11 protein-coding genes and 2 pseudogenes are annotated in these 15642 nt (G+C 73.6%); 5 read left to right on the plus strand and 8 right to left on the minus strand.

The features are described 5' to 3' along the window. Positions 1 to 166: 166 nt before the first annotated feature. Positions 167 to 751: a TetR/AcrR family transcriptional regulator gene (locus tag ACZ4YY_RS10470; RefSeq protein WP_468286430.1), complete on the plus strand. Its 585-nt coding sequence runs from the start codon at positions 167 to 169 to the stop codon at positions 749 to 751. A 234-nt stretch (positions 752 to 985) separates the two neighbouring features. Here the strand turns inward: ACZ4YY_RS10470 and ACZ4YY_RS10475 are convergent, their stop codons facing one another. The 5 genes from ACZ4YY_RS10475 to ACZ4YY_RS10495 form a co-directional block, all read right to left on the minus strand. Beyond that, positions 986 to 2545: a carbohydrate-binding protein gene (locus ACZ4YY_RS10475; protein ID WP_468286433.1), complete on the minus strand. Its 1560-nt coding sequence runs from the start codon at positions 2543 to 2545 to the stop codon at positions 986 to 988. A gap of 644 nt (positions 2546 to 3189) precedes the next feature. Next, positions 3190 to 3690, minus strand: coding sequence for an SPW repeat protein (locus ACZ4YY_RS10480; protein WP_468286436.1), 501 nt, complete (start codon positions 3688 to 3690; stop codon positions 3190 to 3192). 74 nt (positions 3691 to 3764) lie between these two features. After that, positions 3765 to 4712, minus strand: a complete 948-nt coding sequence (locus tag ACZ4YY_RS10485; protein WP_468286439.1) for a Rieske (2Fe-2S) protein — start codon at positions 4710 to 4712, stop codon at positions 3765 to 3767. 177 nt (positions 4713 to 4889) lie between these two features. Continuing rightward, positions 4890 to 5729 carry a nucleoside/nucleotide kinase family protein gene (locus tag ACZ4YY_RS10490; RefSeq protein WP_468286442.1) on the minus strand — a complete coding sequence of 280 codons (840 nt, stop codon included), beginning with the start codon at positions 5727 to 5729 and terminating at the stop codon, positions 4890 to 4892. Between the two features lie 37 nt (positions 5730 to 5766). Next, a complete protein-coding gene (locus ACZ4YY_RS10495) occupies positions 5767 to 6519 on the minus strand; it encodes a GltA (protein ID WP_468286445.1) in 753 nt (250 codons plus the stop codon). A gap of 301 nt (positions 6520 to 6820) precedes the next feature. Between ACZ4YY_RS10495 and ACZ4YY_RS10500 the strand changes: the two are divergent. From ACZ4YY_RS10500 to ACZ4YY_RS10515, 4 genes and pseudogenes are all read left to right on the plus strand, one after another. Next, a pseudogene (locus tag ACZ4YY_RS10500) lies at positions 6821 to 8450 on the plus strand (MMPL family transporter); the annotation flags it as partial. An 80-nt stretch (positions 8451 to 8530) separates the two neighbouring features. Continuing rightward, positions 8531 to 8737: pseudogene (locus tag ACZ4YY_RS10505) on the plus strand (response regulator transcription factor); the annotation flags it as partial. Positions 8738 to 8805: 68 nt separating this feature from the next. Continuing rightward, positions 8806 to 9690, plus strand: a complete 885-nt coding sequence (locus tag ACZ4YY_RS10510) for a DUF4231 domain-containing protein (protein WP_468286448.1) — start codon at positions 8806 to 8808, stop codon at positions 9688 to 9690. Continuing rightward, positions 9687 to 12674: a TIR domain-containing protein gene (locus tag ACZ4YY_RS10515; protein WP_468286450.1), complete on the plus strand. Its 2988-nt coding sequence runs from the start codon at positions 9687 to 9689 to the stop codon at positions 12672 to 12674. Before ACZ4YY_RS10510 ends, ACZ4YY_RS10515 begins: the two co-directional genes overlap by 4 nt. Positions 12675 to 12677: 3 nt before the next feature. Here the strand turns inward: ACZ4YY_RS10515 and ACZ4YY_RS10520 are convergent, their stop codons facing one another. The 3 genes from ACZ4YY_RS10520 to ACZ4YY_RS10530 form a co-directional block, all read right to left on the minus strand. Next, complete coding sequence (locus ACZ4YY_RS10520; protein ID WP_468286453.1) at positions 12678 to 13559, minus strand: SCO2400 family protein; 882 nt, start codon at positions 13557 to 13559, stop codon at positions 12678 to 12680. 207 nt (positions 13560 to 13766) lie between these two features. Then, complete coding sequence (locus ACZ4YY_RS10525) at positions 13767 to 14426, minus strand: response regulator (RefSeq protein WP_468286456.1); 660 nt, start codon at positions 14424 to 14426, stop codon at positions 13767 to 13769. Continuing rightward, positions 14423 to 15637: a sensor histidine kinase gene (locus tag ACZ4YY_RS10530; protein WP_468286461.1), complete on the minus strand. Its 1215-nt coding sequence runs from the start codon at positions 15635 to 15637 to the stop codon at positions 14423 to 14425. Before ACZ4YY_RS10530 ends, ACZ4YY_RS10525 begins: the two co-directional genes overlap by 4 nt. Positions 15638 to 15642 lie beyond the last annotated feature (5 nt).

Below are 15642 nucleotides of genomic sequence, written 5' to 3' on the forward strand. Positions count from 1 at the left end.
GGCGACCGCAGCACTGGAGCCTGCGTAGGCCCGCGGTGCCCGCAGGGCCCGCAAGGCGCGCACGGACCCGAGGACTGCGATGACCGGCAAGTGTGCAGCCTAGGGCATTTTTGCAGTCCAATGTAAATTCACAGTCGGTGGCAAGTGCGGTGATAAAATGCCGCGCATGACGAGCGACGGTCTGCGGGAGCGGAGCAAGGCGCGGCGCAGGGAGGCGATCCTGCGGGCCGCGTACGAGCTGTTCGCGGAGCGTGGGTTCGAGACGACGACCATCGCCGACATCGCCGAACGCGCCGAGGTCTCGGCCCGCACCGTCACGCTGTACTTCCCGTCGAAGCTGGACCTCGCGCTGGCGCGGTCGACCGCTATGGCGGACCGGCTCGCGGCGGCCCTGCGGGAGCGGCGGCCGGGTCGGCGGACGGTGGACGCGCTGGAGGACTGGGTCCGCGCCGACCTCACCGACCCGTCGGAGCTCGACGACCTCTCGGAGCGGATGTTCGCGCTGAACCCGCAGCTCAAGGCCGTCGCCAACGCCCGTCTCGCGGAGGTCGTGGAGGAGGGGACCCGGTTGCTCGCCGAGGAACACGGCGTCGACCCGGGCGACTTCGGGCCCCGCATGGCGGCGGCAGCGGCGGCGGCCGTCATGAGCGAGCTGTGCCACCGCCCGGAGGCGGGCGACATCGACGCGGCGATGGCCTTTCTGCGGGCCGGCCTGGCCACCCTGCCGACGGCGCGGCGCACCGGGAACTGACCGCCGTCGAGCGATCGGGCAGGCGCTCGCCCGCGGTCGGGCAGGCGCTCGCCCGCGCGGTCGGGCACGCCCTCGCCCGCGGTCGGGCACGCGCTCGGCCCGCCCGGGGGGCCGGACGGGCCGAGGGGATGAGCTCCGAAGGTCTGCAGGGCCGGTTCTGCCGCGACGACGCCGAGCGTCACCCGCCGGAGGTCACCCGCCCAGCGTCGGCCGCCGGAGGTCACCCGCCCAGCGTCATCCGCCGAACGTCACGACCAGCCGCCCGTCGCTCGCGAACGACCAGCGCAGGGCGCCCGCGTAGGCGGAGCAGCGGGAGCCGTTCGACCCCGCCCACCACTGGTTGGAGCTGTCCGAGCTGCCGATGATCCGGTCGTTGGACCCGCTGTCGCACGAGGTGTTGTTCTTGAACACCGACGTGCTGCCCGCGTCGAAGTTGAAGTTGCGCTGGTCGTTGCCGACGCTCACGTTGTCCGAGATCTGCATCGCGCCGGTGTTGCTGTTGTAGGTGAACCCGTGCTTGCCGTTCCGGTAGGCGATGCTGCGACGGACGACGTGGTTGACCCCGATGTCGTCGCCGCCGAGCTTGTAACCGTTGCGGTCGCCGTTGCCGGCCTGGGAACCGTCGCTGAGGGTGCCGTTGTCGTAGGCGAGGGAGTCCTCGATGGTCACTGCGCCGATGGGACCCGTGTCCGGCTTGGTGTAGAGGTCGTAGCCGTCGTCGATGTTGTGGTGGGCGACGGTGTACCGGAAGACGTTGCCGGACCCGACGGTGAGCTTGGGGGCGAAGCCGTCGGCGTCCTCGCCGTCGGAGTCGACGTTGTCGTGCGACTCCGCGCTCAGGATCAGGTTGTGGGACGGCCACTGGTCCTTGGGGGTGCTGGAGAGCGCCCGCGAGAGCTGGAGCCCCGAGTCGCGGTTGAAGCGCGTCACCGTGCGCTCGATGACGTTGTTGCTGCCGCTGAGGAAGATGCCGTTGTCACCGGCCCGTTCCACGACCAGGCCCTTCACGTGCCAGTACGACGCGTTGACGGCGAGCCCGCGGTTCGCCGGGTCCTCGGTCTGGGCCGAGAAGTTCAGCACCGGCGTCTCGCCCGGATACGCGAACAGTTCCGTGCGGTCGGCCGCGGTGCCGTTCCTGCCCGCCGGGATGGTGACCGTCTGCGTGGGGCGGTAGGTCCCGCCGCGCAGGTAGATGGTGCCGCCGGCGGCGACGCGGCTGATCGCCGAGGCGAGCGTCGTCGGCGCCGACTCCGTACCGGCCGCGCCGTCGGTGCCGTTCGGGGCGACGTGGATCGCGCCGCCGGCGGGCGGGGTGGTGGTGTCACCGGACGTCTCCACGTCGAGGTAGTCGAGGTTGGGCAGGCCGACCGAGGCGGTCGGGTTGAGGCGGACGGTGTTGGCGCCCGCCCGCAGCGTCACGGTCAGCGTCTTGGTCGCCCACGTGTCCCAGGCGCCTGTGCTCTCGAACGACGCCGAGCCGGCCGTCGTGCCGTTCACGACGAGGTCCACGGGGCGGGCGGCGGTCGCGCCGTTGGCGAACCGGACCCTCAGCGTGGCCGCGCCGGCGGCGGGGGCGTTCACCGTGAACTGGGCGTACGCGCCCGAGGCGTTGGTGCCGTTGCAGAACCCGCTGCCGGAGTGGCCGGCCCAGTCGGAGTCGAGGGTGCCGGTGCAGACCGCCGGCGAGCTCTCCGCCTCGTAGCGGGTGGTCGCGGCCTGCGCCGTGGTGCCGGACAGCGCGACGACGGTGCCGGCCAGGAGGCCGACGGACGCGACGACGGGTCTCAGGTACATGTGCGTCTCCTCAGGGGTGCGGGTGCTGGTTCGTGGACGTGAACAGGCCACACGGCCGGAGAGAGGCTCCGGGCTGGAGAAAGCGCTTACCCTCTGGGAAGTTAGGGGGTGGCTGAGGAGGCGTCAATACACTTGTACGTGATTGCTGTTCACCTACATGAACCGTAGGCGTCGGACGGGGCCCCCGGTCCGCGGTGGTGAGGTCGCCCGACGTCCCGCCCGCCGCCCGCCGCCCGGGAAGCGCCCCGAGACGGCGAAGTCGCCCACCGTCAGGAAGTCGGCCCGACACACGAGGTCGCACACCGTCGGGGCGTCGGCCGTGCGCGGCGAAGTCGCCCCGACACGGCGAAGCAGCCGGGAAGCCGCCCACGGTCGGAAAGAAGGGCCGGGCGCGGCGAAGCCGCCCGCCGTCGCGAAGCCGCCCGCCGCTGGGAGGCCGCCCACCGTCGGGAGGCCGCCCACCGTCGGGGCGTCGCCCCGGCACGGCGAAGTCGTCGTGCCCTCCGGGACGACGCCCCGCCCACCGTCGGGGCGTCGTCCCGGCACGGCGAAGCGGGCCGTGCCCTCCGGTGTCCGGTGTCCGGGTGGAGGCGGGAGGCGCGGCCCGCGTGTTCGCGATCAGCCGGGTGGGACGGCCAGGGGCCTCACATGCCCGGCATGCCGCGGGTGCGTTCGGCCGAACCGCGTGAACGGCCACCGCCGCGTCCCTCGCGGGGCGTGCGGGCGGCGGCGCTGGCGGCCAGGCCGAGCAGCAGGGCGACGATTCCGACGATGACGTTGTTGACGATGCTCCTCGTGGTGCTGACGTCCCCCGCGACGACCCAGGGGGAGATGATCGTCCAGGCGCCGAGGGCGCAGGCGGCCCACGCCATGCTGTGCGTGCGCTCGTAGGCCCGTCCGAAGCCGCCGCTCATGAGGAGGGCGTAGGCGATGCCGACGACCAGGTTGGTGACGGCCAGGGTCGTGAGGCCGTTGAACCCCGCGATCCAGGGCGAGGCCGCCAGGTAGAGGCCGGTGAGGAACGCCAGGGTCTCCACGGCCTGCGCCTGGGGCGTGCTGGCCGCCCGTTCCGCCATCTCGTGGCGGGAGCGCATGTCCAGGATGTCGGGGTGGGTTTCCATGGACGAGTGGGGAGAGGTTGCCATACCTGTCACCTCCGAGTGCGAGGTCCCCGAGTGCGCCCCACGGGTACCCACCGCAGGGCGCCGGGACTCAGTTGTCACGCGCGGATCCACCGTCGGCGTGCATGGGCCGCGTGGTCCGCGCGCAGGCCGCCGTTCTGCCGGCGCAGACGGATCTCCACGTGGCCGCCGTCGACGGTGCGGCTCTCGAAGGCGGGCTGGGGTGCGGTCGCGGGACCGCGCACGTTCCAGCCGTCCGAGAGGCGGAAGACGCTGCCGTGCCAGGGGCACTGCACACAGCCGTCGGAGACGGTGCCCTCCGACAGGGGGCCGGCGAGGTGGCTGCACCGTTCCGCGAGGGCGTGGACGGTGCCGCCGGACTCCCGGACCACGAGGACCGGGACGTCGTCGACGACCCGGCGGACGGGCCGGCCGACCGGGAACTCGTCCATGGTGCCGACGCGGTGCCAGCCCTCGGTGACGACGTGCGGGACCTCTTCGGCGTGGTTGGCGCCGGACGCCTGACGGTAGGCGAGGTGACCGCCGAGCGCACCGCCGGCCCCGACCGCCACCAGCCCGAGGAACCCGTACGTCTTGCCGGCCGCCGTGCGTCCCCTGACCCGGCAGGCGAGCGAGGCGGCGTACAGGGCGACGGCCGTCACGTTGGTGAGGGCGTGCAGCAGGCCGACGCGCATCTGCTCCCGGTGCAGTTCCGCCCAGTCGACGGCGCCGGCCAGGGCCGCGGGCGCGGCGGCGGCCAGACCCACGCCGACCAGCAGGCCCGCCTCGCGGGAGCGGCCGGGGCGCAGGTCCAGCACGGCGGCGGAGAGCCAGCTGCCGATCGGCACCTGCACCGCGAGCGGATGGACCGGGTGCCCGATCCACCTGCCGTGCAGGACGTCCCGGCCGCGCCCCAGCGGCAGGGCCCGTACGCCCGCTCCGAGGGCGTCGATCACCGGATCGGCCCGCCGTTCCTCCTCCACCCGGTCCAGCCACCACAGGAACCTGCTCTGCCGCGTCCGCCGACGCCGAGGTCTTCTGGTCATGCGTCACCGGGTCCCCCCGACGACGGAAGGACAAACGGGACATCGGCCGCGGTCGCCGAGTCCGGATCAGGTGCCGACCGGGCCGACGGCCCGTCCGGCCCTCCCGCGGAGCCTGCGCGGCCGTTGCCGGTCCCCCGGTCGTCGGTGGAGCCGCGGTTCGGCTGCCGTGCTGCGCGGTCATGCCGTCGGTTCGTCCATGACCGGGTGTCCACGGGCCAGGACCGGAGGGGAGGCGTCGTCGGGCGGCGGCGGGAAGTCGGCGACGGCCAGGTCGACCAGTTCCTCGCACCCGGGCCGCGCGCACTCGCAGGAGAACGGCAGCACGACGTCCTCGGTGGTCCCGAGGCCCTGTGCCCACGCGCGCGTGAAGAAGGTCCGGTACTGGTCGACGAAGGCGCGGTTGGCGTAGCGCAGGAGTCGCTGTCGTTCCGTCCGGCTCGTGGCCACGGGCCCCTCGGCGAGCAGGTCGGCGAAGTGGTCCTCGACCTTCGCGACGACGTCTTCCACGCCGTGCGAGTCGTCGATCAGCACCATCGGGCCGCCGAACCGTTTCACCTCCGCGGTGATCTCACAGCCCAGCCGCAGGTAGAGATCCCGCACTCCGGGCAGCAGGTCCCTTTCGTCCAGCCGGGCGCGCTGCAGTTCCGGAGTGGGGACGAGCCAGAGTGCCCGGCCGCCGACGGCCACCTTGGGGGTGATCGGCGTGCCCTCGGCGATGGTCAGCGGCGCGGGCGGCAGGGCGCTCAGGTCGTCCAGGACCATGGGGCCGCGCTCGTGGTGCAGGGACATCGCGAGCCGGTCCTCCATGGGGGCCGACCAGCGCTCCGGGATGGGCAGCGTCTCGTACCGGATCGCGTCGGGATGTCCCGCGGCGATCGCCCGGTCACGGTGTTCCCAGGTGTGGGCGTCGGCGTTGTACCAGCGCAGTCCGTGACGTCGGGCGAGCAGTCGGGCGACGGTGGTCTTGCCCGCCCCCGGCGGGCCGCCCAGCCATATGACGGACACCGGGCCATCCATTGCGACTCCTTGGTTCGGCAGGTGAGGTGGTGAGGGGTCACGCCGCCGGCGACCAGCGCCAGCCCGAGGCGTGCAGGGCTTCGGCGCGGTCGATGACGATCTCCTGACGGATCCTCGTCTCCTCCTCGTCGAGGTACGCCGGGGTGACGGTGTGCTGACCGGGGTGCTTGCGGTACAGCTCGCCCGGCTCGGACTGCATCCAGCCGCGGCTGACCGCCTCGCAGAACAGCACGACGGCGGCGTCCTCGAAGGCGGGGAGGGCCGGCCAGGCGCCGGTGAGCCGCACGAGGTCGGTCCGGGCGGTCAGCGTGGTGCCCATGACCGGGAACTCACCGCGCCGGGCTCCGTCCAGGAGTGCCCGCTCCGGCAACGGCCCGGGCGCGGGGTCGTAGGGGCCCGGTACCAGACGGCCGTCGGGGTGCAGGTCCAGGCAGGGGGCGACCGTCCAGCCGTACGAGGGGTTGGCCTCCAGGATCTCGATGTCGCGGGCGAGGGTCTTCTCGTCGGGCAGCAGGTCGTCGGCGTCGACGCAGCGCAGGAGGGTTCCGGTGGCGCGGGCCATCCCCAGCGTGCGGGCCTGGGCGGCTCCGCCCCGGCGGCCGGTGCCCTTCGATATCCAGGGCGCGTCGGGGACGGCCTCCAGCGGCCTGCCCGTCCGTCCGTCCTCCTGCACCACCCACTGGAGCCGCCAGCCGGCGGGCAGCTCCTGGCCCGCGAGGCAGTCGTGCAGTTCGTGCAGGTAGGTGTGCCCGCCCTCGTGCACGGGCGTCAGAACGGTGATCGTCGCCATGGGGGAGTCGCTCCACTTCGGCCAGTCAGTGACATGGTCATGGTGCCTCGAAGATCGTCCGCACGGGGCGGAGGAGTCGTGACTTGTCATCAACATCCCGCGGAGCACGGGCCGTTGCGGCGGCGGCGTCCTCCTGCGGGCCTGCGCGACCCGTGGTGCGCGTAATCCCTGCGGCCGACCCCGCGACCTCTCCGTACTGCGTTGCGAGTACCGGCGATTGTCGGCAGGCGCACGACGACAGGGGGGTTCCCGCCGGGGAGGCTGGGCGGACAGTCGGCACCAGATGCGGAGATCCCCTGTCGTGGCTACTTTCCTTTACCGAGTGGGCCGCCTGGCCTTCCGGCGGCGCTGGTACGTCGCCCTGGTCTGGGCGGCGGTCCTGGCCGCCGTCGGGCTGGGCGCGCTGAAGGCCCCGGGCGCCTCGGACGAGGAGTTCTCGATGCCGGGCATCGAGCCCCAGAAGGCGTTCGACCTGATGGAGCAGCGCTTCCCCGGGGCCACGGCCGACGGCGCGACCGCGCGGGTCGTGTTCGTCGCGCCGGGCGGTGAGAAGGTCACCGCGACCGAGAACAGGCAGGCCGTCGAGAAGGCCGTGACCGCGCTCGGCGACGGCACGCAGGTCGCGAGCGCCGCCGACCCGTTCCGCACGCAGGCGGTCAGCAGGGACGGCACGACGGCGTACTCGACCGTCACCTACAAGGTCGCCGCCAACGACCTCACCGACGCCGGCCGGACCCATCTGGAACAGACCGTCGACCGGGCCAGGGACGCCGGGCTGACGGTCGAGGTCGGCAGCAGCGCGACGAGCGACGGCGGGGGCGCGGGCGGCACGGCCGAGGTGATAGGCATCGCCATCGCGGCCGTCGTCCTGCTCGTCACGTTCGGTTCGCTCGCCGCCGCGGGGCTGCCGCTGCTGACGGCCGTCATCGGTGTCGGGGTCAGCATGGCCGCGATCCTCGCCCTCTCCGACGCCCTCGGCCTGTCCACGACCACCGGCACCCTGGCGATGATGCTGGGCCTCGCCGTCGGCATCGACTACGCCCTGTTCGTCGTCTCCCGCTACCGCGAGGAGCGCGCCGCCGGCCGCACACCGCAGGAGGCGGCCGGGACGGCGGCCGGAACCGCAGGTTCGGCGGTCGTGTTCGCCGGTCTCACCGTCGTCATCGCGCTCGCCGGCCTCATGGTCGTCGGCATCCCGATGCTCACCAAGATGGGCCTGGCCGCCGCCGGCGCGGTCGTCGTCGCCGTACTGATCGCGCTGACGCTGGTCCCGGCGTTCCTCGGCTTCTGGCCGAACGCGGTGCTGCGGCGCCGGGCCCGCAAGAGCGGCACGATCGGGGAGGGCACCGGGAACAACGGCGGCACCCGTTGGGCCCGGTTCGTGCTGCGCCGCCCGCTGCCCGTGCTGCTGCTCGGTGTCGTCGGGCTCGGCGTTCGCTGCTCGTCCCGCTGAAGGCGGCCCTGGGCTTCCTGCTGTCCGTCCTGGCCTCCCTCGGCGCGGTCGTGGTGGTCTTCCAGCAGGGCCACGGCGCCGGGATCCTCGGCGTGGAGCAGGCCCGATCATGAGCCTGATGCCGATCTTCCTGGTGGGCATCGTCTTCGGTCTCGCCATGGACTACGAGGTCTTCCTCGTCTCCCGGATGCGCGAGGCGTACGTCCACGGCGAGCGGCCCGCGCAGGCGGTCGTCTCCGGCTTCCGGCACAGCGCCCGGGTGGTCGTCGCCGCCGCCCTGATCATGATCGCGGTCTTCGCCGGGTTCATCGGCGAGAGCGACTCCATGATCAAGATGATCGGCTTCGGGCTGGCCTCCGCCGTCCTGCTGGACGCCTTCGTCGTCCGGATGGCGATCGTCCCGGCGGTGCTCGCGCTGCTCGGCGACAAGGCGTGGTGGCTGCCCACGTGGCTGGACCGGGTCCTGCCGCGGGTCGACGTGGAGGGCGAGGCGCTCACCCGCCGCTCCGGGACGGACCCGGTGCCGGCCGAGACGGGCGACCTCGAGGTCGCCCGCACCTGACCGGCCGCGAACGCGAGGTCATGGCCCTCGCCGCCGAGGGCAGATCCAACACCGAGATCGCCGAGGACCTCACCCTCAGCCCGCTGACCGTGCGCACCCACATCCACCGGGCCATGACCAAACTGCACGCCCGCGACCGCGCCCAACTCGTCGTCATCGCCTACCAGACGGGTCTCGTCCAGGCCAACCCGCCTCCGTCTTGACCGATAAACACCTCTGATCCCCGGGGGAGTTGGGCATGCTGGGGAGGGGATCACCCGGAGGGGGACGCATGGCGGTGTCGGTCGGCCACGAGGACTTTCCCGCGCTGTACCGTGCGGCCGACGCGAACTCGCTCAGGGGGCAGCGGCGCCATCTGTGGGTGACGCGGTTCCAGCTCGGCGCGCTGGTGGTCGCCGCCGCCTTCGGGGCGACGGCGCTGGCGGTCCGGGGCGCGGACCTGGCCGCTGTGGTGGCCTCGGTGGCCTTCGGGGCGGCGCTGGTGAGCGATGTGTACATGCTGCGGGAGCGCCCCGACCGGCAGTGGTACGCCGGGCGCGCGGTCGCCGAGTCGACCAAGACGCTGGCCTGGCGGTACATGGTGGGCGGCAGCCCGCTGGGGGTCGCCGAGTGCGACGACGAGCGGGCCGCGGACCTGCTGCTCGAACGGTTCACCGAGATCGAGTCCGACGTCGAGCGGGTGCTGCTCATCCCCGACCGCGGCGATCCGGAGCAGGTGACCGAGGGCATGCGGCGGGCCCGGGCGCTGCCGCTGGAGCGGCGCCGCGAGCTGTACATGCGCGAGCGGATCGGCAACCAGCGCGAGTGGTACGGGGCCAAGGCCCGCTGGAACGAGCGCCGGGCCACGCAGTGGTCGGTCGCCCTCGCCCTGCTGGAGCTGTTCGGCCTGGCCGCCGGTGTGCTGAGGGCGGTCGGCGTGGTCGACTTCGACCTCATCGGCCTGGTGGCGGCGCTGGCCGCGGCCGGAGCGGCGTGGGTGCAGACCAAGCAGCACCAGAACCTCGCCACGGCCTACGCGATGGCGCACCACGAGCTGTCCACGATCGGCTCGCGCGGGCGGTTCGCGCGGACCGAGGAGGAGTGGGCGAACTTCGTCGGGGGGTCGGAGGACGCGATCTCGCGTGAGCACACGCTGTGGCGGGCGTCGCACTCATGAACCCGTCCCCCGGGCCGGGCAGCCCCTACGACGCCTTCCTCTCCTACAGCCACGAGGCGGACGGCGCGCTCGCCCCCGCCGTGCAACGCGGCCTGCACCGGCTGGCCAAGCCCTGGAACCGGCCACGCGCCCTGCGGGTCTTCCGCGACCAGGCCAGCCTCGCCGCCAACCCGGATCTGTGGACGACCATCGAGACGGCCCTGGCGAACTCCCGGCACCTGATCCTGCTGGCCTCGCCGAAGTCGGCGCGGTCGCCCTGGGTGGGCCGGGAGACGGCCTTCTGGAGGGAACACCGCAGCACCGACACGCTGCTGATCGTCCTCACCGACGGGGACATCGTGTGGGACCACGAGCGGGGCGACTTCGACTGGGAGCGGACCACCGCCCTGCCGTCGGACCTGCGGGGCTGGTTCGAGGGCGAGCCCCTGTGGGTGGACCTGCGCTGGGCCGCCTCCTCCCCGCAGCCGCTCTCCCTCAGGCACGGCAGGTTCCGGGAGGCGATCGGCATGCTGGCCGCCGCCGTCCACGGGGTGTCCAAGGACGAGCTGGACAGCGAGGAGGTGCGCCAGCACGCCCGCACCGTGCGCCTGCGCCGCGCCGGCGTGGCCGCCCTGACGGCGCTGCTGGTGATCGCGCTGATCATGTCGAACCTCGCCAACGAGCGCCGCAAGGAGGCCGAGGAGCAGCGTCGGCAGGCGGAGGAGCAGCGCCGCCTCGCCACCGTGCGGGCGCTCCAGGCGGAGGCGGAGAACCTGCGGGAGACCGATCCGCTCACCTCCCTGCGGTTCAGCCTGGCCGCGCTGCGCGTCAAGCCGACTCCGGAGGCCCGGGAGGGGCTGGTCGCCACGTTGCGGGACACGCGGCTGGCGGGCAGGTCCGAGAGCGGCGTCGGGAAGGCGGATCCGGCGTCCTACACCGTCGACGGCACGCTGCTGGCCGTCCCCGGCCCCTCCCCGGACGAGGGCGCCGAGCACACGGTCGCCCTGTGGGACACCCGTGACGTCGTCCGCCCGCGCCGCCTGGCCACGCTCTCCGGTCACACCGAGGCGGTGCAGTCCGTCGCCTTCCGGGCCGACGGACGACTGCTGGCGGCCGTCGGCAACGCCGGCCGGGAGGCGCGGTACCGCAGCAGTCTGACGCTGTGGGACCTGACGGACCCGGCCCGGCCGCGCCGGGTGCTGCACCGGACCGGACTGCGCGACACCTCCGGTGCGGCGTTCAGCCCGGACGGCAGGACCATGGCCGTGGTGTCGGGCCGGTCGAACGGCAGCCTCCAGCTGTGGGACGTGAGCAGGCCGTCCGCGCCCCGCGCGCTGACCGGATCGCTGCCCGCGTTCGACGCGGCCGACGTGATGTTCAGCCCCGACGGGCGCACCCTCGTCACCGGCTCGCCCTGGCTGAACGCGTCCGACGACTCCCTCGACCCCGGGAGCATCACCCACACCACCGGCTGGACGGCGTGGGACGTCCGCGACGTGCGCCGCCCCCGGGCCGTCTCCCGCCGGGCGGCCTACGGCGGAGCCGCGTTCAGCCCCACCGCGCCCCTTCTCGCGGTGCACCGCAGCGACACCGTCACGCTGTGGGACGTCCGCCGTCCCGACGCACCCCGGCGCCTGGCGGCGTTCGACCACAAGGAGCAGATCGAGGCGAGCGCGTTCAGTCCGGACGGCCGCCACCTGGCCGTCTCCCTGCTGGACGAAACGGCCTTCCTCCGTGACGTGAGCGACCCCTCCCGTCCCGGCCCGCCGGTCCTGCTGGGCGGGCACGGGGACTGGGTCACCGCCATCGCCTTCAGCCGGGACGGCCGTTCGGTCAGCCTCGCGGACGCGTCCGGTCACCTCTCCCGCTGGGCGGTGGGCAGCCACGCCCCGCACCGGGTCGCCGCGGTGGGCGTGGACACGGTGGGCCTGTTCACGTCGGCGTTCAGTCCGGACGGCCGCAAGCTGGCGGTCGGGGGCTACCGCGGCGAGGTGTGGCTGTGGGACACCTCCGACCCCGCCCGGCCGCGCGGACGGAAGACGCTGACGGGACAGCTCCAGCGGGTGGAAGCACTGTCCTTCAACGCCGACGGCACCGTCCTGGCCGTCGGCAGCCAGGCGGGCGACGGCCATCCGGACGGCAAGATCACACTGTGGGACACGGGCGACCTGGGCGCGCCGCGTCCGCTGGGGGAGATCCCCGCGAGGTCCGGGGTGTCGTCGCTGGCGTTCAGCCCCCGCCGGCCGCTGCTCGTGACCGCCGGCTCCCGGGCGTTCGGCGCGTCCTGGGTCGCCGTCTGGGACGTCCGCGATCCCCGGCACCCGGTGCGCACCTGGCACATGGACCCGTACGAACCGTACGAGAAGCTCACGAAGGTCCCCTACATGCAGAACGCGCCGGTGGTCTTCGGCCCGGACGACACCACGGTGGCGCTCCCCGACGCCCTGTGGAACGTCACCGACCCCGCCGCCCCCGTCCAACTGCCCGCGCGGGGCTCCTCGACGTACCGGTCGCTGCTCGAGGAGAGCTTCCGCCACGCCGGCTACCGCGCCGACGGACGGCAGCTGGTGACCTCCGACGACCTCGGCCTGTCCGTGTGGGCGGTGGACCCGCGCACGGGACGCAGACTCCTCGCCTCGGTGAAGACGGACGACAGGCTCGAGCGGATCGACGCCCACCCGGACGGGCATCTGGCCGTCACGGGCAGCAGGGCCGGCCGGGTGGAGCTGTGGACCGTCGGCGGTGCGACGCCTCCGGCGCGCGCGGCGACGCTGACGGACACGACGGCCGAGGTGGAGGACGTACGGTTCAGCGGCGACCGCAAGACGCTCGCCGTCGTCCTGGGAACCGGCAGGGTGGAGCTGTGGAACCTGGGCGACCTGGTGGCCGTCGCCGCCGACCCGATCGCGCAGGCCTGCGCCATCACCGGCCGCGGGCTGTCCCGCGAGGAGTGGAGGAAACAGGCCCCGGGCCTGCCGTACGAACGGACCTGCCCGGGGCGGTGACGGTCAGCCGAGGCAGACGACGAGGAGACAGAGCTGCGTCGGCGACGTCGTCCCCGTGTCGGTGCCGCCCGTCCCGCTGCCGGTGCCCGTGCCGTTCTCCGGGGCCGACGGTGCGGGGCTCGGCTGCTGGGCCGTGTCCGCGGGAGCGTCGGCGGCGGGCGGCGCGGGGGTCTGCGCGTCCGTCCCGCTGCCGCCGGTGCTGCCGCCGGTGCTGGTGCGGCCGGTGAGTGCTCCGGTGAGGTCGGAGACCGGCGAGGTGGTCCGCTGCCGCGGCACCGTCGGCACCGCCGTGGGCGGGAGGGCCGCGGCGTCCGGCCGGACGTTCGACGGCGTGGCGGGCCGCCGGGCCGGGTCCTGGGTGTCGGCCGCCGGCGTGGGCCGGGTGGGCAGAGACCGGTCGGTGGCCGGCGGGTCCGTCCGCGGACGGCCGTACGGCACCGCCGGTTCCGTCACGCCGCCCATGCCCGAGGTGTCCGACGCCGTGGCGGCCTGCGCGCGGTCGCCGGTCTGCCGGTCCAGGCCGTTCGTGGCGACGGTCAGGCCGCCTCCGACGAAGGCGACGGCCGTGGCGACCAGCGCGCGGCGCTGCGTCTTCTTCCAGCGGGCCAGCCGGCGTCGCCGTGCCGCCCGCCCCATCGGCGCGGTCGTCCCGCCCTGCGGGGTGTCGGCGGACGGCTGCGGCTCCTCGTCCGCGTCGGCCGCGGCGGTGGCCGTCGCCCCAGGCGTCGGCTCCCAGACCGGCGCGGCGCTCATCACGGTGGCGACCCGGTGTGCGACGGCGTGACCGTCGACGACCTCCGGGGCGATGTCCGGTGCGTAGGCACCGCACCCGGGGCACACCAGCGCGCCGTTCAAGTGCCGACGACACGTCGAGCAGTAGTCCATCTGCGGCCTTCCTGAGTTGACCTGCCGACGACCCTCGAGGCCGTGGTGCGGCCGCGTTCGTACGGGAAGAGAAGTCGTCGCAACGCTAACGACACCAAAGCGGGGCTGTGTGCAGCCTGTGTGACACTCCTGCGCGGATTCTCCGAACGGCGCGTGACGGCCGGCGAACGGCACGGCGGGCCCCCGCCGCACGTCACCGGGTGTGTGTCATCGGTGGCCCTCCGTGCCGGACGCCCGGCGCAGCAGCCCCCGCTCCAGCGCCACGACCACCGCCCTGGTCCGGTCGTTCACGTCGAGCTTGGCGAACAGGCGCAGCAGATGGGTCTTCACGGTCGCCTCGGCGATGACCAGACGACGCCCGATCTCGGCGTTGGTCAGACCGTCCGCCACCGCGTCGAGGACGTCCGCCTCGCGGGCCGTGAGCGGCACCCGGGCGGGCTGCCGCATGCGGGCGACCAGTCTCTCGGCCACGCGGGGTGCCAGCACGGTCTCCCCGCGGGCCGCCGCGTGGATGGCGTCGACCAGTTGGTCGCGGGTGGTGTCCTTCAGCAGGTAGCCGATGGCGCCCGCCTCCACCGCGCGCTCGATCTCGGCGTCGGTGTCGTACGTCGTCAGGATCAGCACCCGGGTGCGGGGGAAGCGCGCCACGATCTCGGTCGTCGTGGCCACTCCGTCGAGCACCGGCATCCTGAGGTCGACCAGGGCGACGTCGGGCCCGTACCGCTCGACGAGTTCGAGTGCCGCGCGGCCGTCGCCCGCCTCGCCGACGATGTCGATGCCGGCCGCGGAGGCGAGCAGAGCCACCACTCCGGCCCGCATGACGGTGTGGTCGTCCACGACGACGATGCGGATCGCCCCGCCGCTCACGCCGCGGCCCCGCTCGCACCGGACGCGGGGGAGGCCAGCGGGATCGACGCCAGGACGCGGGTCCCGTCGCCCACCGAACTCGTCACCGTCAGCCTCCCGCCCAGTTCCGCCAGCCGTTTGCGCATCCCGTCCAGTCCGAACCCGGCGGACTCCTCCACCACGAAGCCCGTCCCGTCGTCGGTGATCTCCAGTTCCACCCCGTACTGCTGCCGGGCCAGCACCACGCCCACCGTGGAGGCGCGGGCGTGCTTGCGCACGTTGGCCAGGGACTCCTGGGTGCAGCGCAGCAGCGCGATCCGGGTCTGCTGGTCGCACTCCGGGTCCGCCAGGTCCGCCTCGACGGTCAGGCCGGTGTCCTCCGCGAACCGGTCCAGGGTCCGGCGCAGCGTCTGCGCCACCGAACCGGTGGCGACCTTGCCCGGGCCATGCACCGAGCCGACCAACTCCCGTGCCTCCGCGAGGTTGTCCCGTGCGGTCGACTCGATCGACCGCAGTTGCTGGGCGCTGCGCGCGGTGTCGGCGTCGAGCCCCGCGCGGGCCGCCTCCGCCAGCACGATGATCGAGGCGAAGCCCTGCGCGAGCGTGTCGTGGATCTCCCTGGCCATTCGCTCCCGTTCGTCCGCCGCCCCCTGACGCTGGTGCGCCTCGGACAGCTCCGCCTGGGTCCGCTCCAACTCGTCGATGAGGTGCGCCCGTTCGGTGCTCTGCGCCACCACCGAGTGCGCCCACAGACCGATCAGGACCCCCACGGCGACGACGATCAGCGTGGACACGAGCGTCTCGCTGAAGAACTGAACCGACCAGCCGTCCTGCCGCAGGACGCTCCCGATCAGCGTGCCCGCGGTGGCGAGCCCCAGGAAACGCATCGACGCCCTCGGGGTGCGCCCGAACATCCAGTAGTGCGGCAGCGTCACCATGAACAGCGCCGCGTAGTTGCCGCGCAGGTACGCCAGTCCGCCCACCGCCACCGCCAGCACCGACAGATACCCGTGGGGCCGTACGACGGGGTTGTCCGGGAAGCGGTCCAGGACCGCGTAGCACAGCATCACGCTGCCCAGCAGCGCCAGCGCGGCGTACTTGTCCCCGCCGGGCCGGTCCAGGGCGGCGAGCCCGACGGCCATCACGGCGAACAGCACCCAGCACACCGTGTTCCAGCGGCGCAGCGAGGTGGCCCAGAAGGCGTCGGCGGTCGGCCCGGCGAGAGCGGTCATACCGA

The organism is Streptomyces sp. NPDC030143 (genome assembly GCF_055573695.1).

Excerpts from the sequence above, each read along its gene's own strand:
- ACZ4YY_RS10470 (WP_468286430.1), top strand. The coding sequence starts at position 167 with ATGACGAGCGACGGTCTGCGGGAGCGGAGCAAGGCGCGGCGCAGGGAG.
- ACZ4YY_RS10515 (WP_468286450.1), top strand. The coding sequence starts at position 9,687 with ATGAACCCGTCCCCCGGGCCGGGCAGCCCCTACGACGCCTTCCTCTCC.
- ACZ4YY_RS10495 (WP_468286445.1), bottom strand. The coding sequence starts at position 6,519 with ATGGCGACGATCACCGTTCTGACGCCCGTGCACGAGGGCGGGCACACC.
- ACZ4YY_RS10520 (WP_468286453.1), bottom strand. The coding sequence starts at position 13,559 with ATGGACTACTGCTCGACGTGTCGTCGGCACTTGAACGGCGCGCTGGTG.
- ACZ4YY_RS10485 (WP_468286439.1), bottom strand. The coding sequence starts at position 4,712 with ATGACCAGAAGACCTCGGCGTCGGCGGACGCGGCAGAGCAGGTTCCTG.
- ACZ4YY_RS10480 (WP_468286436.1), bottom strand. The coding sequence starts at position 3,690 with ATGGCAACCTCTCCCCACTCGTCCATGGAAACCCACCCCGACATCCTG.
- ACZ4YY_RS10490 (WP_468286442.1), bottom strand. The coding sequence starts at position 5,729 with ATGGATGGCCCGGTGTCCGTCATATGGCTGGGCGGCCCGCCGGGGGCG.
- ACZ4YY_RS10510 (WP_468286448.1), top strand. The coding sequence starts at position 8,806 with ATGGCGGTGTCGGTCGGCCACGAGGACTTTCCCGCGCTGTACCGTGCG.
- ACZ4YY_RS10530 (WP_468286461.1), bottom strand. The coding sequence starts at position 15,637 with ATGACCGCTCTCGCCGGGCCGACCGCCGACGCCTTCTGGGCCACCTCG.
- ACZ4YY_RS10475 (WP_468286433.1), bottom strand. The coding sequence starts at position 2,545 with ATGTACCTGAGACCCGTCGTCGCGTCCGTCGGCCTCCTGGCCGGCACC.